The sequence below is a fragment of the Caulobacter sp. FG7 genome (assembly GCF_057808875.1).
On sequence record NZ_JBMDIW010000004.1, the window covers coordinates 27510 to 47556 of the forward strand.

14 protein-coding genes are annotated in these 20047 nt (G+C 68.4%); 5 read left to right on the plus strand and 9 right to left on the minus strand.

Annotation, left to right across the window (positions count from 1 at the left end):
- Positions 1 to 59 precede the first annotated feature (59 nt).
- Positions 60 to 1574 (minus strand): tryptophan halogenase family protein, encoded by a 1515-nt coding sequence (locus ACODR1_RS04410; protein ID WP_488879360.1) that lies wholly within the window; start codon positions 1572 to 1574, stop codon positions 60 to 62.
- On the minus strand, positions 1571 to 3088 hold the full coding sequence (locus ACODR1_RS04415; protein ID WP_488879361.1) for a tryptophan halogenase family protein: 1518 nt from the start codon (positions 3086 to 3088) through the stop codon (positions 1571 to 1573). The genes ACODR1_RS04410 and ACODR1_RS04415 overlap by 4 nt, the downstream gene beginning before the upstream one ends.
- 308 nt (positions 3089 to 3396) lie before the next feature.
- Between ACODR1_RS04415 and ACODR1_RS04420 the strand changes: the two genes are divergently transcribed.
- From ACODR1_RS04420 to ACODR1_RS04430, 3 genes are all read left to right on the plus strand, one after another.
- On the plus strand, positions 3397 to 6663 hold the full coding sequence (locus ACODR1_RS04420; protein ID WP_488879362.1) for a TonB-dependent receptor: 3267 nt from the start codon (positions 3397 to 3399) through the stop codon (positions 6661 to 6663).
- A gap of 175 nt (positions 6664 to 6838) precedes the next feature.
- The gene (locus ACODR1_RS04425) at positions 6839 to 7969 is read left to right on the plus strand and encodes an endo-1,4-beta-xylanase (protein ID WP_488879363.1); all 1131 of its coding nucleotides are present in this window, start codon (positions 6839 to 6841) and stop codon (positions 7967 to 7969) included.
- Positions 7970 to 7982: 13 nt separating this feature from the next.
- Positions 7983 to 9680: a glycoside hydrolase family 43 protein gene (locus ACODR1_RS04430; protein WP_488879364.1), complete on the plus strand. Its 1698-nt coding sequence runs from the start codon at positions 7983 to 7985 to the stop codon at positions 9678 to 9680.
- 113 nt (positions 9681 to 9793) lie between these two features.
- Here ACODR1_RS04430 and ACODR1_RS04435 read toward each other — a convergent pair whose 3' ends face one another.
- A complete protein-coding gene (locus ACODR1_RS04435; protein WP_165257053.1) occupies positions 9794 to 10021 on the minus strand; it encodes a hypothetical protein in 228 nt (75 codons plus the stop codon).
- A gap of 84 nt (positions 10022 to 10105) precedes the next feature.
- On the opposite strand from ACODR1_RS04435, the gene ACODR1_RS04440 reads away from it, so the two are divergent.
- A complete protein-coding gene (locus ACODR1_RS04440; protein WP_488879365.1) occupies positions 10106 to 10618 on the plus strand; it encodes an FKBP-type peptidyl-prolyl cis-trans isomerase in 513 nt (170 codons plus the stop codon).
- A 138-nt stretch (positions 10619 to 10756) separates the two neighbouring features.
- Here the strand turns inward: ACODR1_RS04440 and rutA are convergent, their stop codons facing one another.
- From rutA to ACODR1_RS04470, 6 genes are all read right to left on the minus strand, one after another.
- Positions 10757 to 11815 carry a pyrimidine utilization protein A gene (gene rutA / locus ACODR1_RS04445; protein ID WP_488879366.1) on the minus strand — a complete coding sequence of 353 codons (1059 nt, stop codon included), beginning with the start codon at positions 11813 to 11815 and terminating at the stop codon, positions 10757 to 10759.
- Between the two features lie 191 nt (positions 11816 to 12006).
- The gene (rutD, locus tag ACODR1_RS04450; RefSeq protein WP_488879367.1) at positions 12007 to 12813 is read right to left on the minus strand and encodes a pyrimidine utilization protein D; all 807 of its coding nucleotides are present in this window, start codon (positions 12811 to 12813) and stop codon (positions 12007 to 12009) included.
- A gap of 8 nt (positions 12814 to 12821) precedes the next feature.
- Entirely contained in the window at positions 12822 to 13211 is a 390-nt protein-coding gene (gene rutC / locus ACODR1_RS04455) for a pyrimidine utilization protein C (RefSeq protein ID WP_488879368.1), read from the minus strand.
- Between the two features lie 137 nt (positions 13212 to 13348).
- The gene (gene rutB / locus ACODR1_RS04460; protein WP_488879369.1) at positions 13349 to 14050 is read right to left on the minus strand and encodes a pyrimidine utilization protein B; all 702 of its coding nucleotides are present in this window, start codon (positions 14048 to 14050) and stop codon (positions 13349 to 13351) included.
- A 195-nt stretch (positions 14051 to 14245) separates the two neighbouring features.
- Positions 14246 to 15955: a sensor histidine kinase gene (locus ACODR1_RS04465; protein WP_488879370.1), complete on the minus strand. Its 1710-nt coding sequence runs from the start codon at positions 15953 to 15955 to the stop codon at positions 14246 to 14248.
- Between the two features lie 111 nt (positions 15956 to 16066).
- Positions 16067 to 17110, minus strand: coding sequence for a LacI family DNA-binding transcriptional regulator (locus ACODR1_RS04470; protein ID WP_488879371.1), 1044 nt, complete (start codon positions 17108 to 17110; stop codon positions 16067 to 16069).
- Between the two features lie 444 nt (positions 17111 to 17554).
- Here ACODR1_RS04470 and ACODR1_RS04475 point away from each other — a divergent pair, with 444 nt between their 5' ends.
- A complete protein-coding gene (locus ACODR1_RS04475) occupies positions 17555 to 20017 on the plus strand; it encodes a glycoside hydrolase family 3 protein (protein ID WP_488879372.1) in 2463 nt (820 codons plus the stop codon).
- Positions 20018 to 20047: the final 30 nt, after the last annotated feature.

A 20047-nucleotide genomic window follows, 5' to 3' on the forward strand; every position in this document is an offset into this window, starting at 1 on the left:
CCGAACCTGAAATGGTCCTCATCCTGAGCTTGTCGAAGGACGAGGACCACGCTGCGCCCTTACGCCGCCTGCGCCCCAGCCACCCGATCCGCGACGAACGTCATATGATCCGGCATGGCCTCGGCCGAGCGGGCGATGACGGTGCGGATCTCGTTCATCCGTGCGCGCAGCAGGTCGTCGCTCATGACGTCGGCCATCGGGTCCCAGCCCTTGGGTTTCAGCCCCTGGCCGACCATGACCGCGAACCAGGAGGTGTCGTTGAACAGCTCCTCGTTCTCGCGGAAGATCCGGCCGTGGCTCTCGAAGACGGCGATCTTGTCGGCCAGGTAGTCGGGGATCGGCATCTGCCGCAGATAGTCCCAGTAGGGCGTGTCCGAGCGCTGCGTGGCCTTGTAGTGCAGGATGAGAAAGTCGCGGATCTTCTCGTACTCGAAGGTCATCACCCGGTTGTAGCGGTCGATGTCGGGCTGCTGGAACCGCCGGTCGGGGAACATGGCCAGGAGGCGCGAGATGCCCACCTGGATCAGGTGGATGCTCTGGCTTTCCAGCGGCTCCATGAAGCCGGCCGACAGGCCGATGGCCACGACGTTCTTGTTCCAGCTCTTCTTGCGGCGGCCGGCCTTGAACTTCAGCGTCCAGGGCGTTGCCAGGGCCTCGCCGTCGAGATTGGCCAGCAGGTAGGCCGTGGCCTCGTCCTCGCTGATGTGCGCACTGGAAAAGGCGTAGCCGTTGCCGATGCGGTGCTGCAGCGGGATGCGCCATTGCCAGCCGGCCGGGCGGGCGGTGGCGCGGGTGACCGGATCGGTCGAGCCGCCCGAGGCGCACGGCACGGCCACCGCGCGGTCGTTGAGCAGCCAGTGCGACCAGTCCTCGAAACCGCTCTTCATCGCGCCCTCGATCAGCAGGCCCCGGAAGCCCGAGCAGTCGATGAAGAGGTCGCCTTCGACGACGGTTCCGTTCTCCAGCGTCACCGATTCCACGAAGCCGTCGGTCCCGCGCAGGGCGACGTCGGTGATCCTGCCCTCGATGCGGCGCACGTGGCGGGCCTCGGCGTAGTCGCGCAGGAAGCGGGCGTAGAGGCCGGCGTCGAAATGGAAGGCGTAGGCGATGTCGCCCAGCGGCGAGTTCTTCTGGCCCGTCGGCCGCTGGAACTTCGCCTGGGCCGCCGCCAGCGACTGCAGGGAATATTCGGAGAGGTCGGCGGCCTCGCCCATGGCCTGGTAGCGCAGCCAGTAGGCGTGGAACGACACCCCCTCCATGTCGACGCCATAGGGGCCGAAGGGGTGGTGGTAGGTGTGGCCGATCGCTTTCCAGTCGCGGAACTCGATGGCCAGCTTGTAGGTGGCCTTGGTGCGGCGCAGGAAGTCGTCCTCGTCCAGGCCCAGCATGCGGTTGAACATGTTGATCTGGGGGATGGTCGACTCGCCGACCCCGACCGTGCCGATGGCCTCGCTCTCGATGACCGTGACCTTGGTCACGCCGTCCTTGAGGAAGCGGCCCAGGGCGGCGGCGGTCATCCAGCCGGCGGTGCCGCCGCCGACGATGACGACGTGGCGGATGCGGTCGTTGCTCATGCGGCGACTCCTTGAGCCGCGCCGCAGTAGCGGGCGACGAACTGGGCGTGGTCCGGCATCGCCTCGGCGGTGCGGGCGATCAGGGCGGACAGGTGGGAGAGGCGCTGGCGAACCTCGTTTTCGGGCAGGCTGTCGACCAGCGGGTCCCATTCCTGCGGAACGATCCCCTGGCCCAGCAGCACGGCCAGCCAGTTGGGCTCGTGGAACAGGTCGTATTCCGACGGGAACCAGCGGCCGCGATGGGCGAACAGCTCCATGCGCCGGGCCAGGCTGTCGGGCACGGTCATCGACGACAGGTAGCGCCAGTAGTCGGTATCGTCGCGGCGGGTGGCGTGGAAGTGCAGGATCACGAAGTCGCGGATGCGGTCGACCTGCTCGGCGGTCAGGCGGTTGTATTCGTCGACCTCAAGCGGATCGACGCCATTGCGCGGGAACAGGGCCAGCAGCTTGGTGATCCCGGCCTGGATCATGTGGATGCTGGTGCTTTCCAGCGGCTCGATGAAGCCGGCCGAAAGCCCGATCGAGCAGACGTTCTTCTCCCAGGCGCGCTCGCGGCGGCCCGGGGTGAAGCGCAGGAAGTTGGGCTCGTCGGTCGGGGCGCCGTCCAGGTTGGCCAGCAGGGTGTCGAGCGCGCGCTGGTCGTCGACGTGATGGCTGGAATAGACGTAGCCGTTGCCGATCCGGTGCTGCAGCGGGATGCGCCACTGCCAGCCGCCCTCGCGGGCGGTGGCGCGGGTGAACGGGGTCAGGCCGTCGCCGCCCAGTTCGCAGCCGATGGCCACGGCGCGGTTGTTGGGCAGCCAGCGGCCCCAGTCCTGGTAGGGGACCTTCAGCGCCTGGCCGATGACCAGCCCCCGGAAGCCCGTGCAGTCGACGAAGAAGTCGCCCTCGACGCGGCGGCCGTCCTCCAGCACCACGGCCTCGACGAAGCCGGTCTCGGCGTTCTGGTCCACCTGGCCGATGCGGCCCTCGATGCGCACCACGCCGCGCTGCTCGGAAAAGCCGCGCAGGAAGCGGGCGTAGAGGCCGGCGTCGAAGTGGTAGGCGTAGCGCAGGCTCGACATGACCTTGGACGGGTCGGGATCGGGCAGGGAGAAGCGCCAGCGGCGGGCGGCGGCCTCGGTGAGGTTATAGTCGCCGATCGGACCGGCAGAGGCGGCGAACTTGCGCCACACCTGGTGGAACTTGATGCCCTCCAGGTCGAGGCCGAAGGTCCCGAACGGGTGGTGGTAGGTCTCGCCGACCGCGCCCCAGTCGACGAACTCGATGCCCAGCTTGAAGCTGGCCTTGGTGGCGCGCATGAATTCGCGCTCGTCGACGCCCAGCATGGTGTTGAAGGTCAGGATCGGCGGAATGGTGGCCTCGCCGACGCCGACCGTGCCGATGGCCTCGGATTCGACGAGGGTGATCTTCAGGCCCTGGGCGCTGAGCGTCTTGGCCAGCGCCGCCGCCGTCATCCACCCGGCCGTGCCGCCGCCCACGACGACGACGGACCTCACGCGTTGGTCTGACATGATACGCTTTCCCGCCCCTGAAGATCTTATGTCCGCACGGCTTTGAGCGCCGTTTCAAGCGGGTCGTAAATTGACTGCGCTGTCCGCATTTGTCACGTTTCCCGCTGGCGAAAAATCGCCCGGGCGCCGTTTCTGCCTGGAAAAGCATTTTAAAACAAAAGGATGAGTGGCGATCGAGTTGACGTTACGGGGTTATGTCAACGCCCTTGACGTGGTCGACCTTTGCCATATCATCAGACCAATAATGGTCTCGACATATGACCAATGGTAGCGCTACCGCGTTGCCGCACCTGGGGAGGAATACAAGAATGAGCTCCGTCAACGGAGCGTCCGCGACGCGTGGGCGCCAGACTCTCGGCGACAACCTGAAATTCGGCCTGAAGTGCGGGGCGTCTGCCCTGGCGCTGAGCCTGGTGTTCGGGGCGTCGGCCCTGGCCCAGACGACCGCCCCGGCCAGCGGCAAGACCACCGAGGACACAGTCGACGAGGTGGTCGTCACCAGCATCCGCCAGAGCCTCAAGAGCAGCCAGCAGCTGAAGCAGTCGTCGGAGATCATCGGCGACTCGATCACCGCAGAGGACATCGGGGCCCTGCCGGACCGCTCGGTGACCGAAGCCCTGCAGCGCGTCCCTGGCGTGTCGATCAACCGCTTCGCCGCCGGCGTCGACCCCGACCACTTCTCGGTCGAAGGCTCGGGCGTCGTGGTCCGCGGCCTGAACTTCGTGCGCTCGGAGCTGAACGGCCGCGACACCTTCACCGCCAACAACGGCCGCATCCTCAGCTTCGCCGACGTGCCGTCGGAACTGATGGGCGGCGTCGACGTGTTCAAGAGCCCCTCGGCCGACCTGATCGAGGGCGGCATCTCGGGCACGGTGAACCTGCGTACGCGCCTGCCGTTCGACAGCAACAAGCGCATCCTGTCGATGTCGGCCGAGGCCAGCTACGGCGACATGGTCAAGGAATGGAAGCCGACCTACTCGTTCCTCTACAGCGACCGCTTCGACACCAGCTTCGGCGAGGTCGGCGTCCTGGCCAGCTTCGTCAACTCGCAGCTGGCCAGCCGCAGCGACGCCATCCAGGTGTCGAACTTCGGCTGCCGCACCAACCTGGGCGTCTCCAGCGCCGACTGCGGCAATGGTACGAAGGGCGTGTGGTTCCCGCGCGGGGCGGCGTTCCGCTCGACCACCAACGACCGTGAACGCCAGGGCCAGGCCGGCGCGATCCAGTGGAAGAGCAACGACGGCACGATGCAGGCCTCGCTGCAGTACCTGCGCTCGAAGTCGACCGTGAAGTGGACCGAGCACGCGGTCGAGATCGCCACCGACAACGTGGCCGGCAACGGCGACTCGCGCCCGGCCGACGGCACCACCTTCTCGTTCGACGAGGACGGCGTCTTCACCAACGGGATCATCACCGGCAGCACCGGCTGGCGCGCCGACCAGAACGGGTCCGACCCGCGCACGCCGATCAACGGCCTGCAGTCCAACAACGTCCGCCGCGACGAGAACACGACCAACATCACCACCGACTACGGCTTCAACTTCAAGTGGACGCCGAACGAGCACTGGGGCGTGCTGTTCGACGCCCAGCACGTGGACTCGAAGGTCGACGCGATCAGCATGGGCATGTGGGGCTCGACGTTCCAGAACGCCTCGATCACCCTCAACGGCAGCGACCTGCCGGACGTGAAGTTCACCGCCCCGTCCAGCGGCACGGCGGTGTCGAACTGCGCGCCGTTTAACAACAACTGCCCGTCCTACGCCCGCGGGACGCACACCAGCCTCAGCGACCCGTACAACAACTTCTGGCGCTCGGCGATGGACCACATCGAGCAGTCGGAAGGCACAGAGGACGCGGTCAAGATCGACGTCGAATACAAGCTCAACAACGACAGCTGGCTGGACTCGATCAAGGGCGGCGCCCGCTGGTCGGAACGCGACCAGACCACCCGCTTCTCGGCCTACAACTGGGGCGTGGTCAGCGAAATCTGGGGCAGCGGCGGCCCGGTGTGGATGGACGATCCCATCAACGGCAACCCGAACACGGCCGGCGGCGCCAACAGCACCCGCTTTGTCGAGGCCTACGCCTTCGACAACTTCCTGCGCGGCAAGACCGGCGTGCCGACGGGGTCGGATCCGCGCCTGTTCTTCTCGCAGAACCTGGTCGACAACTACGGCTCGGTCTCGCAGTTCCTGCTGTCAGTCGGCGACGAGTGGCGTGACCGCACAGTGCTCGACGCGCAGACCGGCCAGAGGTGTCCGCAGAACTGGGTGCCGCTGGCGCAGCGTTGCGGCGTCACCGCCGGCACGCCGTTCCGCCCGCAGGAGATCAACCCGGTCAACGAGGTGACCAAGGCCGCCTACCTGATGGCCCGCTTCAAGGGCGATGTCGGCGACTACAAGATCAGCGGCAACATCGGCCTGCGCTATACCAAGACCGACCGCGAGGCGACCGGCTACCTGGCCTTCCCGATCTCGACCAGCCTTGCCACCGACGCCGATTGCACCCTGGCCTTCACCAACTGGCAGGCCCTGCCGGAGCCGAAGCAGCCGTTCAGCCCGTCGTCGTTCTGTTCGCTGACGCGGCAGGTGCGGGCCGCGGCCCGGGCCTGGGCCAACGGCGCCCTGACCCCGAGCACGGCCAAGGCCTCGTTCGACTACTGGCTGCCCAGCCTGAACGTGAAGGTCATGGCCCCGCACGGGCTGCAGTACCGCCTGGGCGTCTCCAAGACGATGACGCCGCCAGACATCGGCCTGACCCGCAACTACTACAACCTGGCCCTCAACACGAACTTCGACGGCATCACCGGCGGCCAGCCGTCGGGCAACGTGACGGTGGGCAACCCCTTCCTGAAGCCCACCCAGTCGACCAACGTCGACGCCTCGGTGGAATGGTACTTCGCGCCGGTCGGCTCGCTGACCTTCGCGGCCTTCTGGAAGGAGCTGACCGACGTCGCCACCAATACGACCGCGCGTGTGCCCTTCACCAACAACGGGGCGACGTTCGACGTGCTGGTGACCACGCCCGGCAATTCGGACAAGAAGGCGACGGTCAAGGGCTTCGAGATCGGCTATCAGCAGTTCTACGACTTCCTGCCCAAGCCGCTGGACGGGTTCGGCATCAACGCCAACTATAGCTACATCGAAAGCAGCGGCGTCCCGCAGAGCACCCTGTCGGCGACCGACCCCGACGTGGCCGCCGGCCGTATCACCACGGTCGACACCAGCAAGCTGCCGCTGCAGGGCCTGTCCAAGCACAACGTCAACTTCGCGGCGATCTACGAGAAGGGGCCGGTCTCGGCGCGCCTGGCCTACAACTGGCGCTCGGACTTCCTGCTCACCGTCCGCGACGTGATCGTGCCCTACGCCCCGATCATGAACGAGGCCACCGGCCAGCTGGACGGCTCGTTCTTCTACACCGTCAATCCGAAGGTGAAGGTCGGGGTGCAGGCGGTGAACCTGCTGAACGAGACCACCCGCACGACCCAGGTGCTCGACAGCAACCTGCTGAAGACGGGCCGCTCCTGGTTCATGAACGATCGGCGCTACACCTTCGTGCTGCGCGCCAGCTTCTAGTACCGCGTACCCGGGCGCGCGGCCCTCGCTCTTCGCCGCGCGCCTGTTTCTCCTGCCGACTTCATCCGCGCATCGCTCTCCGAAGGCGTCAGTGTCGACGCTTCGCGTTCAAGGGGTTTCGAGCACGCCGGCGGCGTGCTCGGGCGGTGCGCGGCTTCTTTGAGTGAGCCTCCGCATGATCGATCGTCGTCAGGCCCTGTTCGGCGCCGCGGCCGCCGCCCTTGCTTCGCCGGCCCTGGCCGAGAGCAAGATCCAGCCGCTCAAGTCCCTCGCCGCCCAGAAGGGCCTTGTCTTCGGCAGCGCCGTCGGCGCGGGCCCGCCGGGATCCTTGACCGGCTCGTTCGAGGACGCCCGCTACCGCGCCATCCTGGCCGACGAGTGCGGGGTGCTGGTCCCGGAGAACGAGCTGAAGTGGTACGTGCTGCGCCCGGCCGAGAAGACCTTCGCCTTCCAGCGCGCCGACCGCATCGCCGCCTTCGCCGCCGAGCACGGCGCGGGCCTGCGCGGCCACACCCTGCTGTGGCATCACCCGCAGTGGTTCCCGGCCTGGCTGAAGGACTACGATTTCGGTCCCAAGCCCGCCGCACGGGTCGAGGCCATGCTGGCCGAACACATCGACACGGTGTGCGCCCACTACCCGCAGATCTATTCCTGGGACGTGGTCAACGAGACCGTCGATCCCGCCGACGGGGCCCTGCGCCGCACGGTCTTCTCCGACGCCATGGGCGGGGTCGAGCCGGTGCTGGACGCTTCGTTCCACCTGGCCCGCAAGGCCGCACCCAAAGCCCGCCTCGTCTACAACGACTACATGAGCTGGGAGGCCGGCAACGAGAAGCACCGCCATGGCGTGCTCAAGCTGCTGGAGGGCTTCCGCAAACGCGATGTTCCCGTCGACGCGCTGGGGATCCAGAGCCACATCGGGGCCGAGAACGCCGACAGCTTCACGGGTTTCGGCCGTCCGCAGGAGAAGGAATGGCGGGCCTTCGTCGATGAGGCGGTCGGCATGGGCTTCGAGCTGGCGCTCACCGAGTTCGACGTCCACGACAAGGGCCTGCCGGTCGATTTTGCGCAGCGCGACGCGGCCGTGGCGGCCTATGGCAAGGCCTATCTCGACCTGATGCTGAGCTATCGCCAGACCAAGGAGCTTCTGGCCTGGGGGATGGTCGACAAGTATTCGTGGCTGCAGAACCAGTGGCTGCGCCAGGACAAGGCCCCCAAGCGGCCGGCGCTCTATGACGACGCCTATGCGCCCAAGCCGCTGCGCCAGGCGGTGGCCCAGGCCCTGCGCGACGCGCCGGCGCGCTGAGGGGAGGGCGGTCATGCTGCTGCGTCTTACCCTGGCGCCCGCCCTGGCTCTGTCGCTGCTGGCCGGCGTCGCCCAGGCCGGTCCGCTCGCGCCCGGCACGGCCGCCTTCGACGACTTCACTTACAGCGGCCAGGACCCGACCGATGCCCCTTTGGCGCCGGGCCAGTACGCCAACCCGATCCTGAAGGGCTTCTATCCCGACCCCAGCGTGACGCGGGTGGGCGAGGACTACTACCTCGTCAACTCGACCTTCGCCTGGTTCCCCGGCATCCCGGTGTTCCACAGCAAGGACCTGGTGAACTGGACCCAGATCGGCAACGCCATCGACCGGCCTAGCCAGCTGGACTTCAAGCGGCTGGCCATGTCGCGGGCGGTGTTCGCGCCGGCCATCACCGAGCACGCGGGGGTGTTCTACATCCTCAATACCTGCGTCGACTGCGGCGGCAATTTCCTGGTCACGGCCAGGGATCCGAAGGGGCCGTGGTCGGATCCGGTGTGGCTGCCGGAAATCGACGGCATCGACACCTCGCTGTTCTTCGACGACGACGGGCGGGGGTGGATCGTCAACAACGGCCCGCCGCAGGGGCCCTCGCGCTATGACGGCCACCGGGCGATCTGGATTCAAGAGTACGACCCCAAGGCCGGCAAGATGGTCGGGCCGCGCTCGGTGCTGGTCGACGGGGGCGTGGATCCCTCCACCAAGCCGATCTGGATCGAGGGGCCGCATATCCAGAAGGTCGACGGCCGCTACTACCTGACCGCCGCCGAGGGCGGCACGGCCGAGGGCCATTCGCAGGTGGTGCTGCGGTCCGACACCGTGGCGGGCCCCTACGCGCCCTATGCCGGCAACCCGATCCTGACCCAGCGCGACCTGCCCAGGGACCGCGCCCATCCGATCACCTCGGCCGGCCATGCCGACCTCGTCCAGACCCCGGACGGCGCGTGGTGGGCGACCTTCCTGGCCGTGCGGCCATACGGCGACGATGCCTACAACACCGGCCGCGAGACCTTCCTGCTGCCGGTGGAGTGGAAGGACGGCTGGCCGGTGATCCTGCCGGCCAAGACGGCGATCCCCTATGCGGCCAGACGGCCGAACCTGCCGGTGGGATCGTCGCCGAAGACGCCGACCACCGGCGCCTTCACCGTGCGCGAGACCTTCGACGGCCAGGCCCTGGGCCTGGACTGGATGACCATGCGGATCCCGTCGGGGCGGTGGTGGGAGCTGAAGGGTGGCGCGCTGGTGCTGCAGGCGCGGCCCGACCGGCTGGGCGGGCTGGAGCAGCCGTCGATCTGGGCGCGCCGCCAGCAGCACATGAACGCCAGCGCCGAGACGACGGTGCGATTCGCTCCCAGGGGCGACGGCGACCGGGCCGGGATCGTGGCGCTGCAGAACGACGCCTTCTTCTACGCCCTGACCGTGGCCGGCGGCCAAGGCGGGCGGCCCGAGGTGCGGCTGGAGAAGCGGGCGGGCGAAAAGGATCCGGTGGACGGTCTGGTCGTGGCCCGCGCGCCGCTGGACGTCGCGGCCGGCGCGCCGGTGCGGCTGCGGATCGAGGCGCGCGGCGGGCTCTATGACTTTTCCTATGCGACCGGCGACGGCGCCTGGGCGAGCCTGGCCAAGGAGCAGGACGGAACCATCCTGTCGACCAAGGTCGCCGGCGGCTTCGTCGGAACCATGCTGGGCCTCTACGCCCGGGCGGACGGGAAGTGAGACGCCGCCCGTGACCGCTGACGGCGGGCGGTGATCTTGTTTTCGCCAACGCGCGGAGGGGCATGCGCCCGCGCCTAACTGGCCGTATTTCCTGGAGTTTGCGGCGCGTGCCTTCAGGCGAGCGGCGTGAAGCGCGCGAGAACCGGCCACAGTTGAACGGCGGCGGCGAGGCCCAGCGAGCCGATCACCACCCAGCCGACGAAGAGCGCGAACATCGGATGGCGCTGCCACCAATGCGCCCCGCTCAATGAGCCGCCAGTAGCCCTGGCCATGACGTTTCCTTCCCGACGAGCGAAGAACGGTCCAAGTAGAAAATGGCCGTTCTTCTTCTGGCTGAACACGAGCCCTCGGTTTTTAGTGTGCTCTCGTCCAGCCGAATGTCTATTCTGACATTTCGTCGCATAGATAACACGAGTCGCTCAAACATGCGCACCGCTCTCATCGCCCTGGGGTTGTCCATCGCTCTGGCCGCTCCGGCCCTGGCCCAGACCGCGCCGACCCCGGCTCCGGCCCCGAACGTCACGGCCAGCCCGGCCGCCGACAACCTGGCCAAGTCCACCGCCTGGCTGGCGGCCAACGCCAAGCAGCCGGGCGTGATCACCCTGCCGTCGGGCCTGCAATATAAGGTCACGACCACGGGCGCGAAGGACGCGCCCTCGCCGAAGGAAGGCGAGATCATCAAGGTCCACTACGAGGGCAAGCTGGTCGATGGCACGGTGTTCGACAGCTCGTTCGCGCGCGGCCGGCCGATGATCGCGCCGCTGGGCGGCCTGGTTCCGGCCTGGATGGAGGCCCTGCCGAAGATGAAGGTCGGCGACGAATGGACGCTGTTCGTGCCGCCCTCGCTCGGCTACGGCGAACGCGCCGCCGGCGAGATCCCGCCCAACAGCGTGATGATCTTCCGGGTCAAGCTGATCGACATGATGACGCTGGACTAGGAAGGACCCGCCTGGCGGCGAGCCCCCTCCGGCCCTCTGGGCCACCTCCCCCAGAGGGGGAGGATCTCGTCAGCGCGGCATAGATGCTCCCCCCTCTGGGGGAGCTGTCGCGGAGCGACTGAGGGGGTCTTCTTGTCCCTACTTCCTCGACTTCATCAGCGGCTGGATCTTGGTTCCGAAGTCGTCGATGCCCTGGACGAAGTCGTCGAAGGTCAGCAGCACCCCGCCGGTGCCCGGAACCTCGGCGATCTCGTCGAGCATGCGGGCGATGCTTTCGTAAGACCCCACCAGGGTGCCCATGTTGAGGTTCACCGCCGATTCCGGCGCGGCCAACTGGGCGGTGTTGGTGGTGGCGCCCGCCGCGGCGTTGGGCGCGGCCTGGTTGGTCAGCCAGGCCAGGGCCTGCTGGTCGGCTCCGTCACGATACTTCTGCCACTTGGCCAGGGCCTTCTCGTCGGTCTCGTCGGCGATGACCATGAACAGGATGAACGAGGCGACCTCGCGGCCGGTCTTGGCGGCGGCCGCCTCCAGCCGCTTGTTGACCGAGGCGAAGGCGGTGGGGGTGTTGGTCCCCTTGCCCAGGGCGAAGCTGTAGTCGGCATACTGCGCGGTGAAGGCCAGGCCCTCGTCCGACGAGCCGGCGCAGATCAGCTTGGTCTCCTTGGGGTGCGGGCTGACCCGGCAGTCGTCCATGGTGAAATACTTGCCCTTGAAGTCCGAGACGCCGGTCTCCAGCAGGTCCTTCAGCACGGTGGCGTATTCGGCCAGGTAGTTGTAGCGGTCGGTGTAGTGCCCTTCGCCGGGCCACAGGCCCATCTGGCTGTATTCGGCCTTCTGCCAGCCGGTGACCAGGTTGATGCCGAAGCGGCCGGGCGCGATCGAGTCGATGGTCGAGGCCATGCGCGCCACGATCGCCGGCGGGATGGTCAGGGTGGCGACGGTGGCGAAGACCTTGATCTTCTGCGTCACGGCCGCCAGGCCAGCCATCAGGGTGAAGCTCTCGAGGTTGTGCTCCCAGAACTCGGTCTTGCCGCCGAAACCGCGCAGCTTGATCATCGAGAGCGCGAAGTCGAGGCCGTAGCTCTCCGCCTTCTGGACGATGGTCTTGTTGAGCTCGAAGCTCGGCAGGTACTGCGGCGCGGTCTCGGAGATGAGCCAGCCGTTGTTGCCGATGGGGATGAAGACGCCGACCTGCATGGTGTTAGTGCCCCCTTATGAGCGTGGCGTTTGGTGCGATGAGAAAGATGCTCCCCCTCTGGGGGAGCTGTCGCGAAGCGACTGAGGGGGGAGGGGCAGGATCGGCCGCCTCCCAGGCAGCTGAAAAGGTCCCCCCTCCGGCCCTCTGGGCCACCTCCCCCAGAGGGGGAGGATCTGGTTGGCGATGCCTGTCACGCCCCCTCCAGGAACTTCACCAGCGAGGCGTTGAAGCCTTCCGGATCGGTCACCGTCGAGGCGTGGCCGCCCCAGGGCAGCACGTCGAGCACGGCGTTGGGCAGGCGCTGCGCCAGGCGATGGGCGCAGGTGACCGGCACCAGCATGTCGTCGGCCGTGGCGCTGACCAGCACCGGGTGGGTGATCTGCGGCAGCTGGTCGTCGACGTCGAAGGCCAGCAGGGCGCCGATGCGGGCCAGCATCACGGCCCTGGGCGGGAAGCCGGCCACGTGGTGCGGCTCCTCGGCGGCCAGGCGCTCGCTGTTCTCCGAGATCCAGGTCGCCGGATAGAGGAACAGGGCCTGGGCGTGAACGTAAGCGGCTAGGCCGGTGTCGTTCAGCAGGTGCAGGCGCGTGTCGAAGCAGCGCCTGATGTGCGGGTCGGGCCGCGACCAGCCGTTGACGACGACCAGCTTGCCCAGGCGGTCGGGGTGGGAGAGCGCCAGCGCCAGGCCCGCATTGCCGCCGGCCGCGTGGCCCACGACGTGGGCCTTGGCGATCCCCAGCGCGTCCATCACCTTGACCATGTCGTCGGCCATGTCGGCCACGGCGTAGGGCTTGTCGGTCGGCAGTTCGCGAACGCTGCGGCCCGTGCCGCGGTGGTCGTACAGCACCACCGGCCAGCGCGCGGTCAGCGCCGCCATCTGCGGCCCCCAGAAGCTGCCGGAGCCGCCGAGGCCCGACGACATCAGCACGACCTCACGACCGGCGATGGGCCCGCCGTGCAATTCGTAGTGGATGCCGTCGACGCTTCCCGAGGTCACGGCGTCGATCACTTCTTGCCGATGTGGGCGACGGTGGCGATCTCGACCAGGAAGTCGGGCCTCACCAGGCCGCACTGGATGCAGTAGCGGGCCGGCTTGTCGCCCGGGAAATACTCGGCATAGACCTTGTTGATGGTCTGGTAGTTGGCCCAGTCGGTCAGGAAAATGTGGTTCATGGTCACGTCGTCCATCGTGCCGCCGGCGGTCTCGATCACCGACTTGATGGTCTCCAGCACCTGCCGCGTCTGGCCCTCGGCGTCGCCGACGTGGGCGACGTTGTTGTCCTTGTCGAAGGCCAGGGTGCCCGAGACGTAGACCACGCCGTCGGCCAGGGCGCCCGGCGAGAACGGCGCGATCGGCGTGCCCGTGCCGGGCGGGGTGATGACGGTCTTGGGCATCGTGTTCCTCTCTTGTCGTTGATCGGTGGGAAGACCCCCTCAGTCGCTCCGCGACAGCTCCCCCAGAGGGGGAGCATCCGCGCGGCGCTCCTGGATCCTCCCCCTCTGGGGGAGGTGGCCCGGAGGGCCGGAGGGGGTCAGCGCGGAGCCAGCTGCCCGAACGCCCCCTTGAAGTCGGCCACGGTCGAGACCCAGCCGAAGAAGGTTTCGATGTTGTAGAGCGTGGCCTTCTGCACGAAGTCGGGGCCGGCCTGGTGGGTGGCGTCCTCCAGCACCGTGCCGAAATATTCGAGGAAGAAGCCGTCGCGCAGGGTCGACTCCACGCAGACATTGGTGGCGATGCCGACGAAGACCAGGTTCTTGATGTTCCGCGAACGCAGCACGCTGTCGAGCTGGCTGTTGAAGAAGCCGGAATAGCGGGTCTTGTGCAGGCAGATGTCGCCCGGCTGCGGCGCCAGTTCGTCGACCAGCTCGTAGTCCCATTGGCCGCGCGCCAGCAGCTTGCCCTGCAGCTCCGGCTTGGTGCGCATGGTCTTCAGCGCGTTCGATTTCCACCAGTTGGGCGAGCCGGGGCCGCCGGCTTCCACGTACTGGTCGTCCCAGCCGTTCTGGAAATAGATCACCTGCACGCCGGCCTCGCGGGCGGTTTCCAGCACGCCCTTGATCTGCTGGATGCAGGCTGCCGCGCCGCCGATGTCGAAGCCGGCCAGGTCCAGATAGCCGCCCTTGGAGGCGTAGGCGTTCTGCATGTCGATGACGATCACCGCCGTGCGGGCCGGATCCAGTGGGATCGGCTCGGGCCGGGCCGGCAGCATGACGGAGTCGTCGGTGGCGATCATGGTCTTCCCTGAGTGGTCGCGGCTCTGGCGGCCGCATCCCGGGCGTCATGGAAGATCAATCTACGCGACGAGGCAATATGATCGATCCGACGGCGCCCCAGGATGGGTGCTGAGCGGATCGACCATCACGATGAACCGAAGAACATTGGTCAAGCGCCCGGCCGGCGCCAGGCGTGGGCGCGCGCGGCTGCCCGTTCAGGCGTCGGTGGCGGGGCCGTCTTCGCCCAAAGCTTGGGCGCCGGCGGTGCGGACCGTCAGTGTGCAGACGAGGCCGGTGGGCAGGTAGTCGAACTGGGCCTCGCCCTTGAGTTCATTACGCAGGCTGGCGGCGATCAGGCGCGAGCCGAAGCCCTTGCGGCTGGGCGGGCCCGTCAGCTTGGGACCGCCGCTCTCGACCCAGCGCAGGGCCAGGCGGTGCGGGTCCAGCGGGTCGCGCCGCCAGGTGACCTCGACCCGGCCGGCCGGGGTGGACAGGCCGCCGTACTTGGAGGCGTTGGTGGCCAGTTCGTGGAACACCATCGACAGGGCCAGGGCCGCGCTGGGCGGCAGGGCGGCCGGCGGGCCCTCGATGTGGGCGCGGTCGCCGTAGGGTTCGAGGGTCTGGCGCAGCAGGTCGGTCAGGTCGGCGCTTTCCCACACGGTGCGGGTCAGGAGATCGTGGGCGCGGGCCAGGGCGTAGAGGCGTTCGTTGAAGGCGTCGAAGCCGGGCACGGCCTCTCCCTTGCCCAAGCTCTGCAGGGCCAGCGACTGGACCGTGGCCAGGGTGTTCTTCACCCTGTGGTTCAGTTCGTTGATCATCAGCTGCTGGCGGGCCTGGGCCCGCTTTTCCTCGGCCTCGCGTGCGCGCAGCTGGCGAGAGGTGGCGTGCAGGGCCTCGCGCACCTCGCCGATCTCGCGCAGGCCGCCGGTGGTCTGGGCCGGCATCTCGCCGCCCGAAGCCATGATCCGGGCGTCCGCCACCAGGGCGCGGACCTCGCCGGAAATGCCGCGCGAGAACAGCAATGCCGCGCCCGCGCCGATGGCCAGCAGGGCCAGGCCCGCCACCACCAGCAGCGCCAGGGACGAGAGGTTGGCGCGCTCCAGCTCGGTGCGCGGCACGCCGACGATGAAGCTCCAGCCGTAGGTCGGCGAGCGGCTGAAGGCCGACAGGGTGGGGGTGCCGTCGAGGGTGTAGGTCTCGAGCACGCCGTCATTGTCCTTGGCCATGGCCTCGAGCATCGGCTTGCTGGCCGAGCGGCCCAGCATCTTCTCCTGGTCGCGCGAGCGGGCCACGAGGCGGGCGTTGCGGTCGACGATGCTGGCCGTCCAGCTGCGCGGCACGCCCTGGGCGGCGAACAGCGGCGCGAAGGCGGCCGGGGTCTGGATGTAGGCCAGGTCGTAGAGCTCGCCGTCGACGATCACCGGCATGTCGATGGCCACGATCGGCTGGCCTGCGACCTTGCCCTGGGTGAGGTTCGACACCGTCGTGCGGCCAGAGCGTACGGCGGCCCAGCGCTCGGGCGGCAAGCCGGCGGTGCGGGGCGGGGCCTGGCCGGGCGGCAGGCGGGTGTTGATTACCTGGCCGCGCGGCGAGATCAGCACGATCCAGGCGTCCTTGCTGCGTACGGCGGCGCGGGCCTGACGCTCGAAGCTTTCCAGGTCGCCGGCCGCCAGGGCGGGCGAGACGGCCAGGGCCTGCAGGGTGCTCTGGCCCAGGGCCAGCTGGCGGTCGACGGCCAGGCCCAGGGCCCGGGTGGTGGCGATCAGCTGCTGCTCGTAGCGCCCCTGGCTCTGGCCGTACTCGGCGCGGGCCAGCAGGGCCATGAACACGATGGCCGGGGCGACCAGGCACAGGGCCATGACCAGCAGTCGCCTTCGGACGGTGGGCGGTCCGGCGGCGGCTGAGGCGGCGTCGACCTGGGTCATGTCTCTGGCCAAACGCTGCCGGCTCCAAATTCGAAGTCGCAAGAGGAAAGGGCGCGCCGGCAGGCTGGTCAAGCTCCCCGCGACATCCCGTCGCGGGCGGGCAAGGCTTCTTTATGGCGGCGGCGCGGTCGAGGCGCGCAGGGCCAGTTCGAAAGGCAGCAGGTGGTCGGCGCGCGACAGCTTGCCGTCCTTGGCGGCCGCGGCGACCAGCAGGTCGACCGCCTGGGCGGCCATCTCGGCCACCGGCTGGCGCACCGTGGTCAGCGGCGGCAGCGACAGGCGGACGCTGGGCGTGTCGTCGAAGGTGGCCAGCGACAGGTCGCCGGGAATGGCGATTTCCAGCCGGCGGGCCACGTGCATGACGGCCAGGGCGGTCTCGTCGTTGCCGGCCAGGATGGCGGTGGGGCGGTCGGGGCGCGACAGCAGGGCCTCGGCCGCCGCGACCCCGCCCTCGAAGGTGAAGTCGCCGGGAACCAGCAGGGTCTCGTCGACAGGCAGGCCGGCGACGGCCAGGGCCTGGCGGTAGCCGTCCTCGCGGGCGCGGCTGGCCAGGAATCGGGCGCTGCCGGTGACGAAGCCGATGCGGCGGTGGCCCTGGCCGGCCAGGTGCTCGGTCAGCTGGCGGGCGGCGGCCTGGTCGTCCATCCGCACGCGGGCGCCGGGGCCGGCCGCGGCCGAGCCCATGCGCACGAACGGGATCTGGGCCCGCTTCAGCGCCTCCAGCACCGTCGGGTCCTCGCAGTTTGGCGGCGTCAGGATCACCCCGTCGGGGCGCAGGGACGACAGCACGTGCTGGACCTTGCGGGCCAGCTGGTCGCTCTCCAGGTCGATCAGCTCGCACAGCAGGTGGTAGCCGTGCACGTCGCAGCGGAGCATGGCCCCGTACTGCATGCGGTCGATCCAGTTGTTGCCCCGGTCGCTGGCCCAGTTCTCCAGGGTCAGCTTGCGATCGTTGAAGGCGACGATCAGGAACGAGCGCGACCCGCCCAGGCGGCGGGCGGCGATGTTGGGGGCGTAGCCCAGCTGGTCGATGGCCGCCTGCACGCGCTCGCGCAGTTCCGGCGTGACCGTCGGCTCGTTGTTGACCACGCGCGACACGGTCTTGACCGAGACTCGGGCCCTTTCGGCCACATGGACGATGGTGACGTTGCGCATCGGGCTCCCGCCGCCGGCTTTCGGCGCGGCGTTAGCGATAGCGCGGCCATGGCGGCCGAGTCGAGCCGGTTCCTGACTGTAGGCGCCAGTAGATGCCGCTTTCAATCAAAGTAAGACATCGTTGTCAGAAATTCGCACTGCTCCATGTGTCGCGAAAATCGCTTTTCGTGGAAAGGGTTGTGGCCAATTTGTCCTCAAGTGGACAAATATTAGCGTGTTGACATCAAGTAAGACAACGTTGTCTCGTTGTCTGGTGAGGCGGTCGCAAGCAGACGACCCCGCGAGCGGGAGGCCAGATCCATGCGCGTGCGCATGGCCCGGGAGCCGACGCGCGCCCGTCGGCCAGCCGCCGCCTCGAAGCCCTACGCTGCTCCCGTGGCGTGTTCGGGCGCGGCGGCCTCTTTCCCCTTGGCCGTCGCGCTCCTTTTTCGATCGAGGCCGCCCGTGACGCCGTTCCGCCTTTCCGCCCTGGCCCTTCTGGCCGCCACCAGCCTGACGAGCGTCGCGAGCGCGCAGGTGCTTGCCCCCGCCGGCAAGGCTGCGGCGAACGTCGCCGCCTGGCCTGTGGTCAAGAGTCCCGCGGCCCTGACCGACGCGGCGACCGAGGCGAAGATCACCGCGCTGATGGCGAAGATGTCGGTGCGCGAGAAGGTCGGCCAGACGATCCAGGCCGACATCGGCTCGATCCGTCCCGAGCAACTGCGCGAGTACCCGTTGGGTTCGATCCTTGCCGGCGGCAGCTCGGGCCCCAATGGCGACGACAAGGCCGGTCCCAAGGCGTGGGCCGAGTTTGTCGACCTGTTCCGCGCCGTGTCGCTGGAGACCCGCGACGGCCACGTGCCGATCCCGCTGATGTTCGGCATCGACGCCGTGCACGGCCACAACAACGTGGTCGGCGCCACGCTCTTTCCGCACAATGTCGGCCTGGGCGCGGCCCGCGATCCCGACCTGATCGAGCGCATCGGCAAGGCGACCGCCGAAGAGGTGGCCGTGGCCGGCGGCGACTGGACCTTCGGGCCCACGGTGGCCGTGCCGCGCGACGACCGCTGGGGTCGCGCCTACGAGGGCTATGGCGAGGATCCGGAGATCGTCAAAAGCTATGCTGGTCGCATGACGCTGGGCCTGCAGGGCAAGCTCGTGTCTGGAAAGGCGCTGGAGGCCGGCCGCATCGCCGGCAGCGCCAAGCACTTTCTCGCGGACGGCGGCACGCTGAACGGCAAGGACCAGGGCGACGCCCCGGTGTCGGAGGCCGATCTCGTCCGCCTGCACGCCCAGGGTTATCCGCCCAGCATCGAGGCCGGCATCCTGACGGTGATGGCCTCGTTCTCCAGTTGGAACGGCGTCAAGCACACCGGCAACAAGACCTTGCTGACGAACGTGCTGAAGGACCGCATGGGCTTTACCGGCTTCGTGGTCGGCGACTGGAACGCCCACGGCCAGGTCGACGGCTGCTCCAACGTCTCGTGTCCGCAGGCCCTGAACGCGGGCCTGGACATGTATATGGCGCCCGACAGTTGGCAGGGCCTGTTCGACAATACCCTCAAGCAGGTCGAGAGCGGCGAGATCGGCATGACGCGCCTGGACGACGCCGTGCGTCGCATCCTGCGGGTGAAGGTCAAGTCGGGCCTGTTCGACCGCGTCGCCCCGCCGGTGCAGGGTCGCTACGAGCGGGTCGGCGCGCCCGACCATCGCGCCCTGGCCCGCGAGGCGGTGGCCAAGTCGCTGGTGCTGCTGAAGAACGACGGCGTGCTGCCGATCAAGGCCGGCGCGAAGGTGCTGGTGGCCGGCGACGCCGACGACATCGGCAAGGCGGCCGGCGGTTGGACCCTGTCTTGGCAGGGCACGGGCAACACCAATGCCGACTTCCCCGGCGCCCAGTCGATCTGGAGCGGCCTGAAGGAGGCGGTCGAGGCCTCGGGCGGCAAGGCGACGCTGTCGAAGGACGGCGCCTTCACCGACAAGCCCGACGTGGCCGTGGTTGTGTTCGGTGAAACGCCCTATGCCGAGTTCCAGGGCGACCTGCAGCACCTGGAATACCAGCCCGGCGACAAGACCGACCTGGCCCTGCTCAAGAAGCTGAAGGCCCAGGGCGTGCCGGTGGTGGCGGTGTTCCTGTCGGGGCGTCCGCTGTGGGTGAACCCCGAGATCAATGCTTCCGACGCCTTCGTCGCCGCGTGGCTGCCGGGCTCGGAAGGCGGCGGCGTCGCCGACGTTCTGGTCGCCGGCAAGGACGGCAAGTCCAGGCGCGATTTCACCGGCAAGCTGTCGTTCAGCTGGCCCAAGACCGCCGACCAGGGGCCGCTGAACAAGGGTGACAAGGGCTACGACCCGCAGTTCGCCTATGGCTATGGCCTCAGCTACGCCAAGCCGGGCAAGGTGGCGACGCTGGGCGAGGTGTCGGGCGTCTCCGGCGCCAGCGTCAATGTCGACAAATACTTCGTCTCGGGCCGCACGCCGGCGCCGTGGCTGCTGTCGACCGCCGGCGGGGTGAAGCTGACCGCCATCGACGCCGCCGCCCAGGAGGACGCGCGCCTGGCGACCTGGACGGGACCCGGCGCCCTGCTGGTCAACGGCCCGCCGGCCGATCTCACCCGCCAAACCACCGGCGATCTGTCGATCGCCTTCACCTATCGCGTCGACGAGCGCACGCCGGGGCCGGTGGGCTTCTCGATCTCGTGCGGCGAGGGCTGCGCCGGGGGCGTGGATGTGACCAAGATCTTCGCCGACGCGCCCGTGGGCGAATGGCGCAAGACCCAGATCAAGCTGTCGTGCCTGAAGGCCGCCGGCGCCGACATGAGCCGCATCTCCTCGCCGGTGGTGCTGTCGGCTGGGGCCGGCTTCAAGCTGGCCTTCCGCGAGATCCGCCTGGAGCCGACCGAGGCGCATGTGAACTGCCCGGGAAGTTGATCGGTCTGGTCCCGATGTTCGTCATCCCGG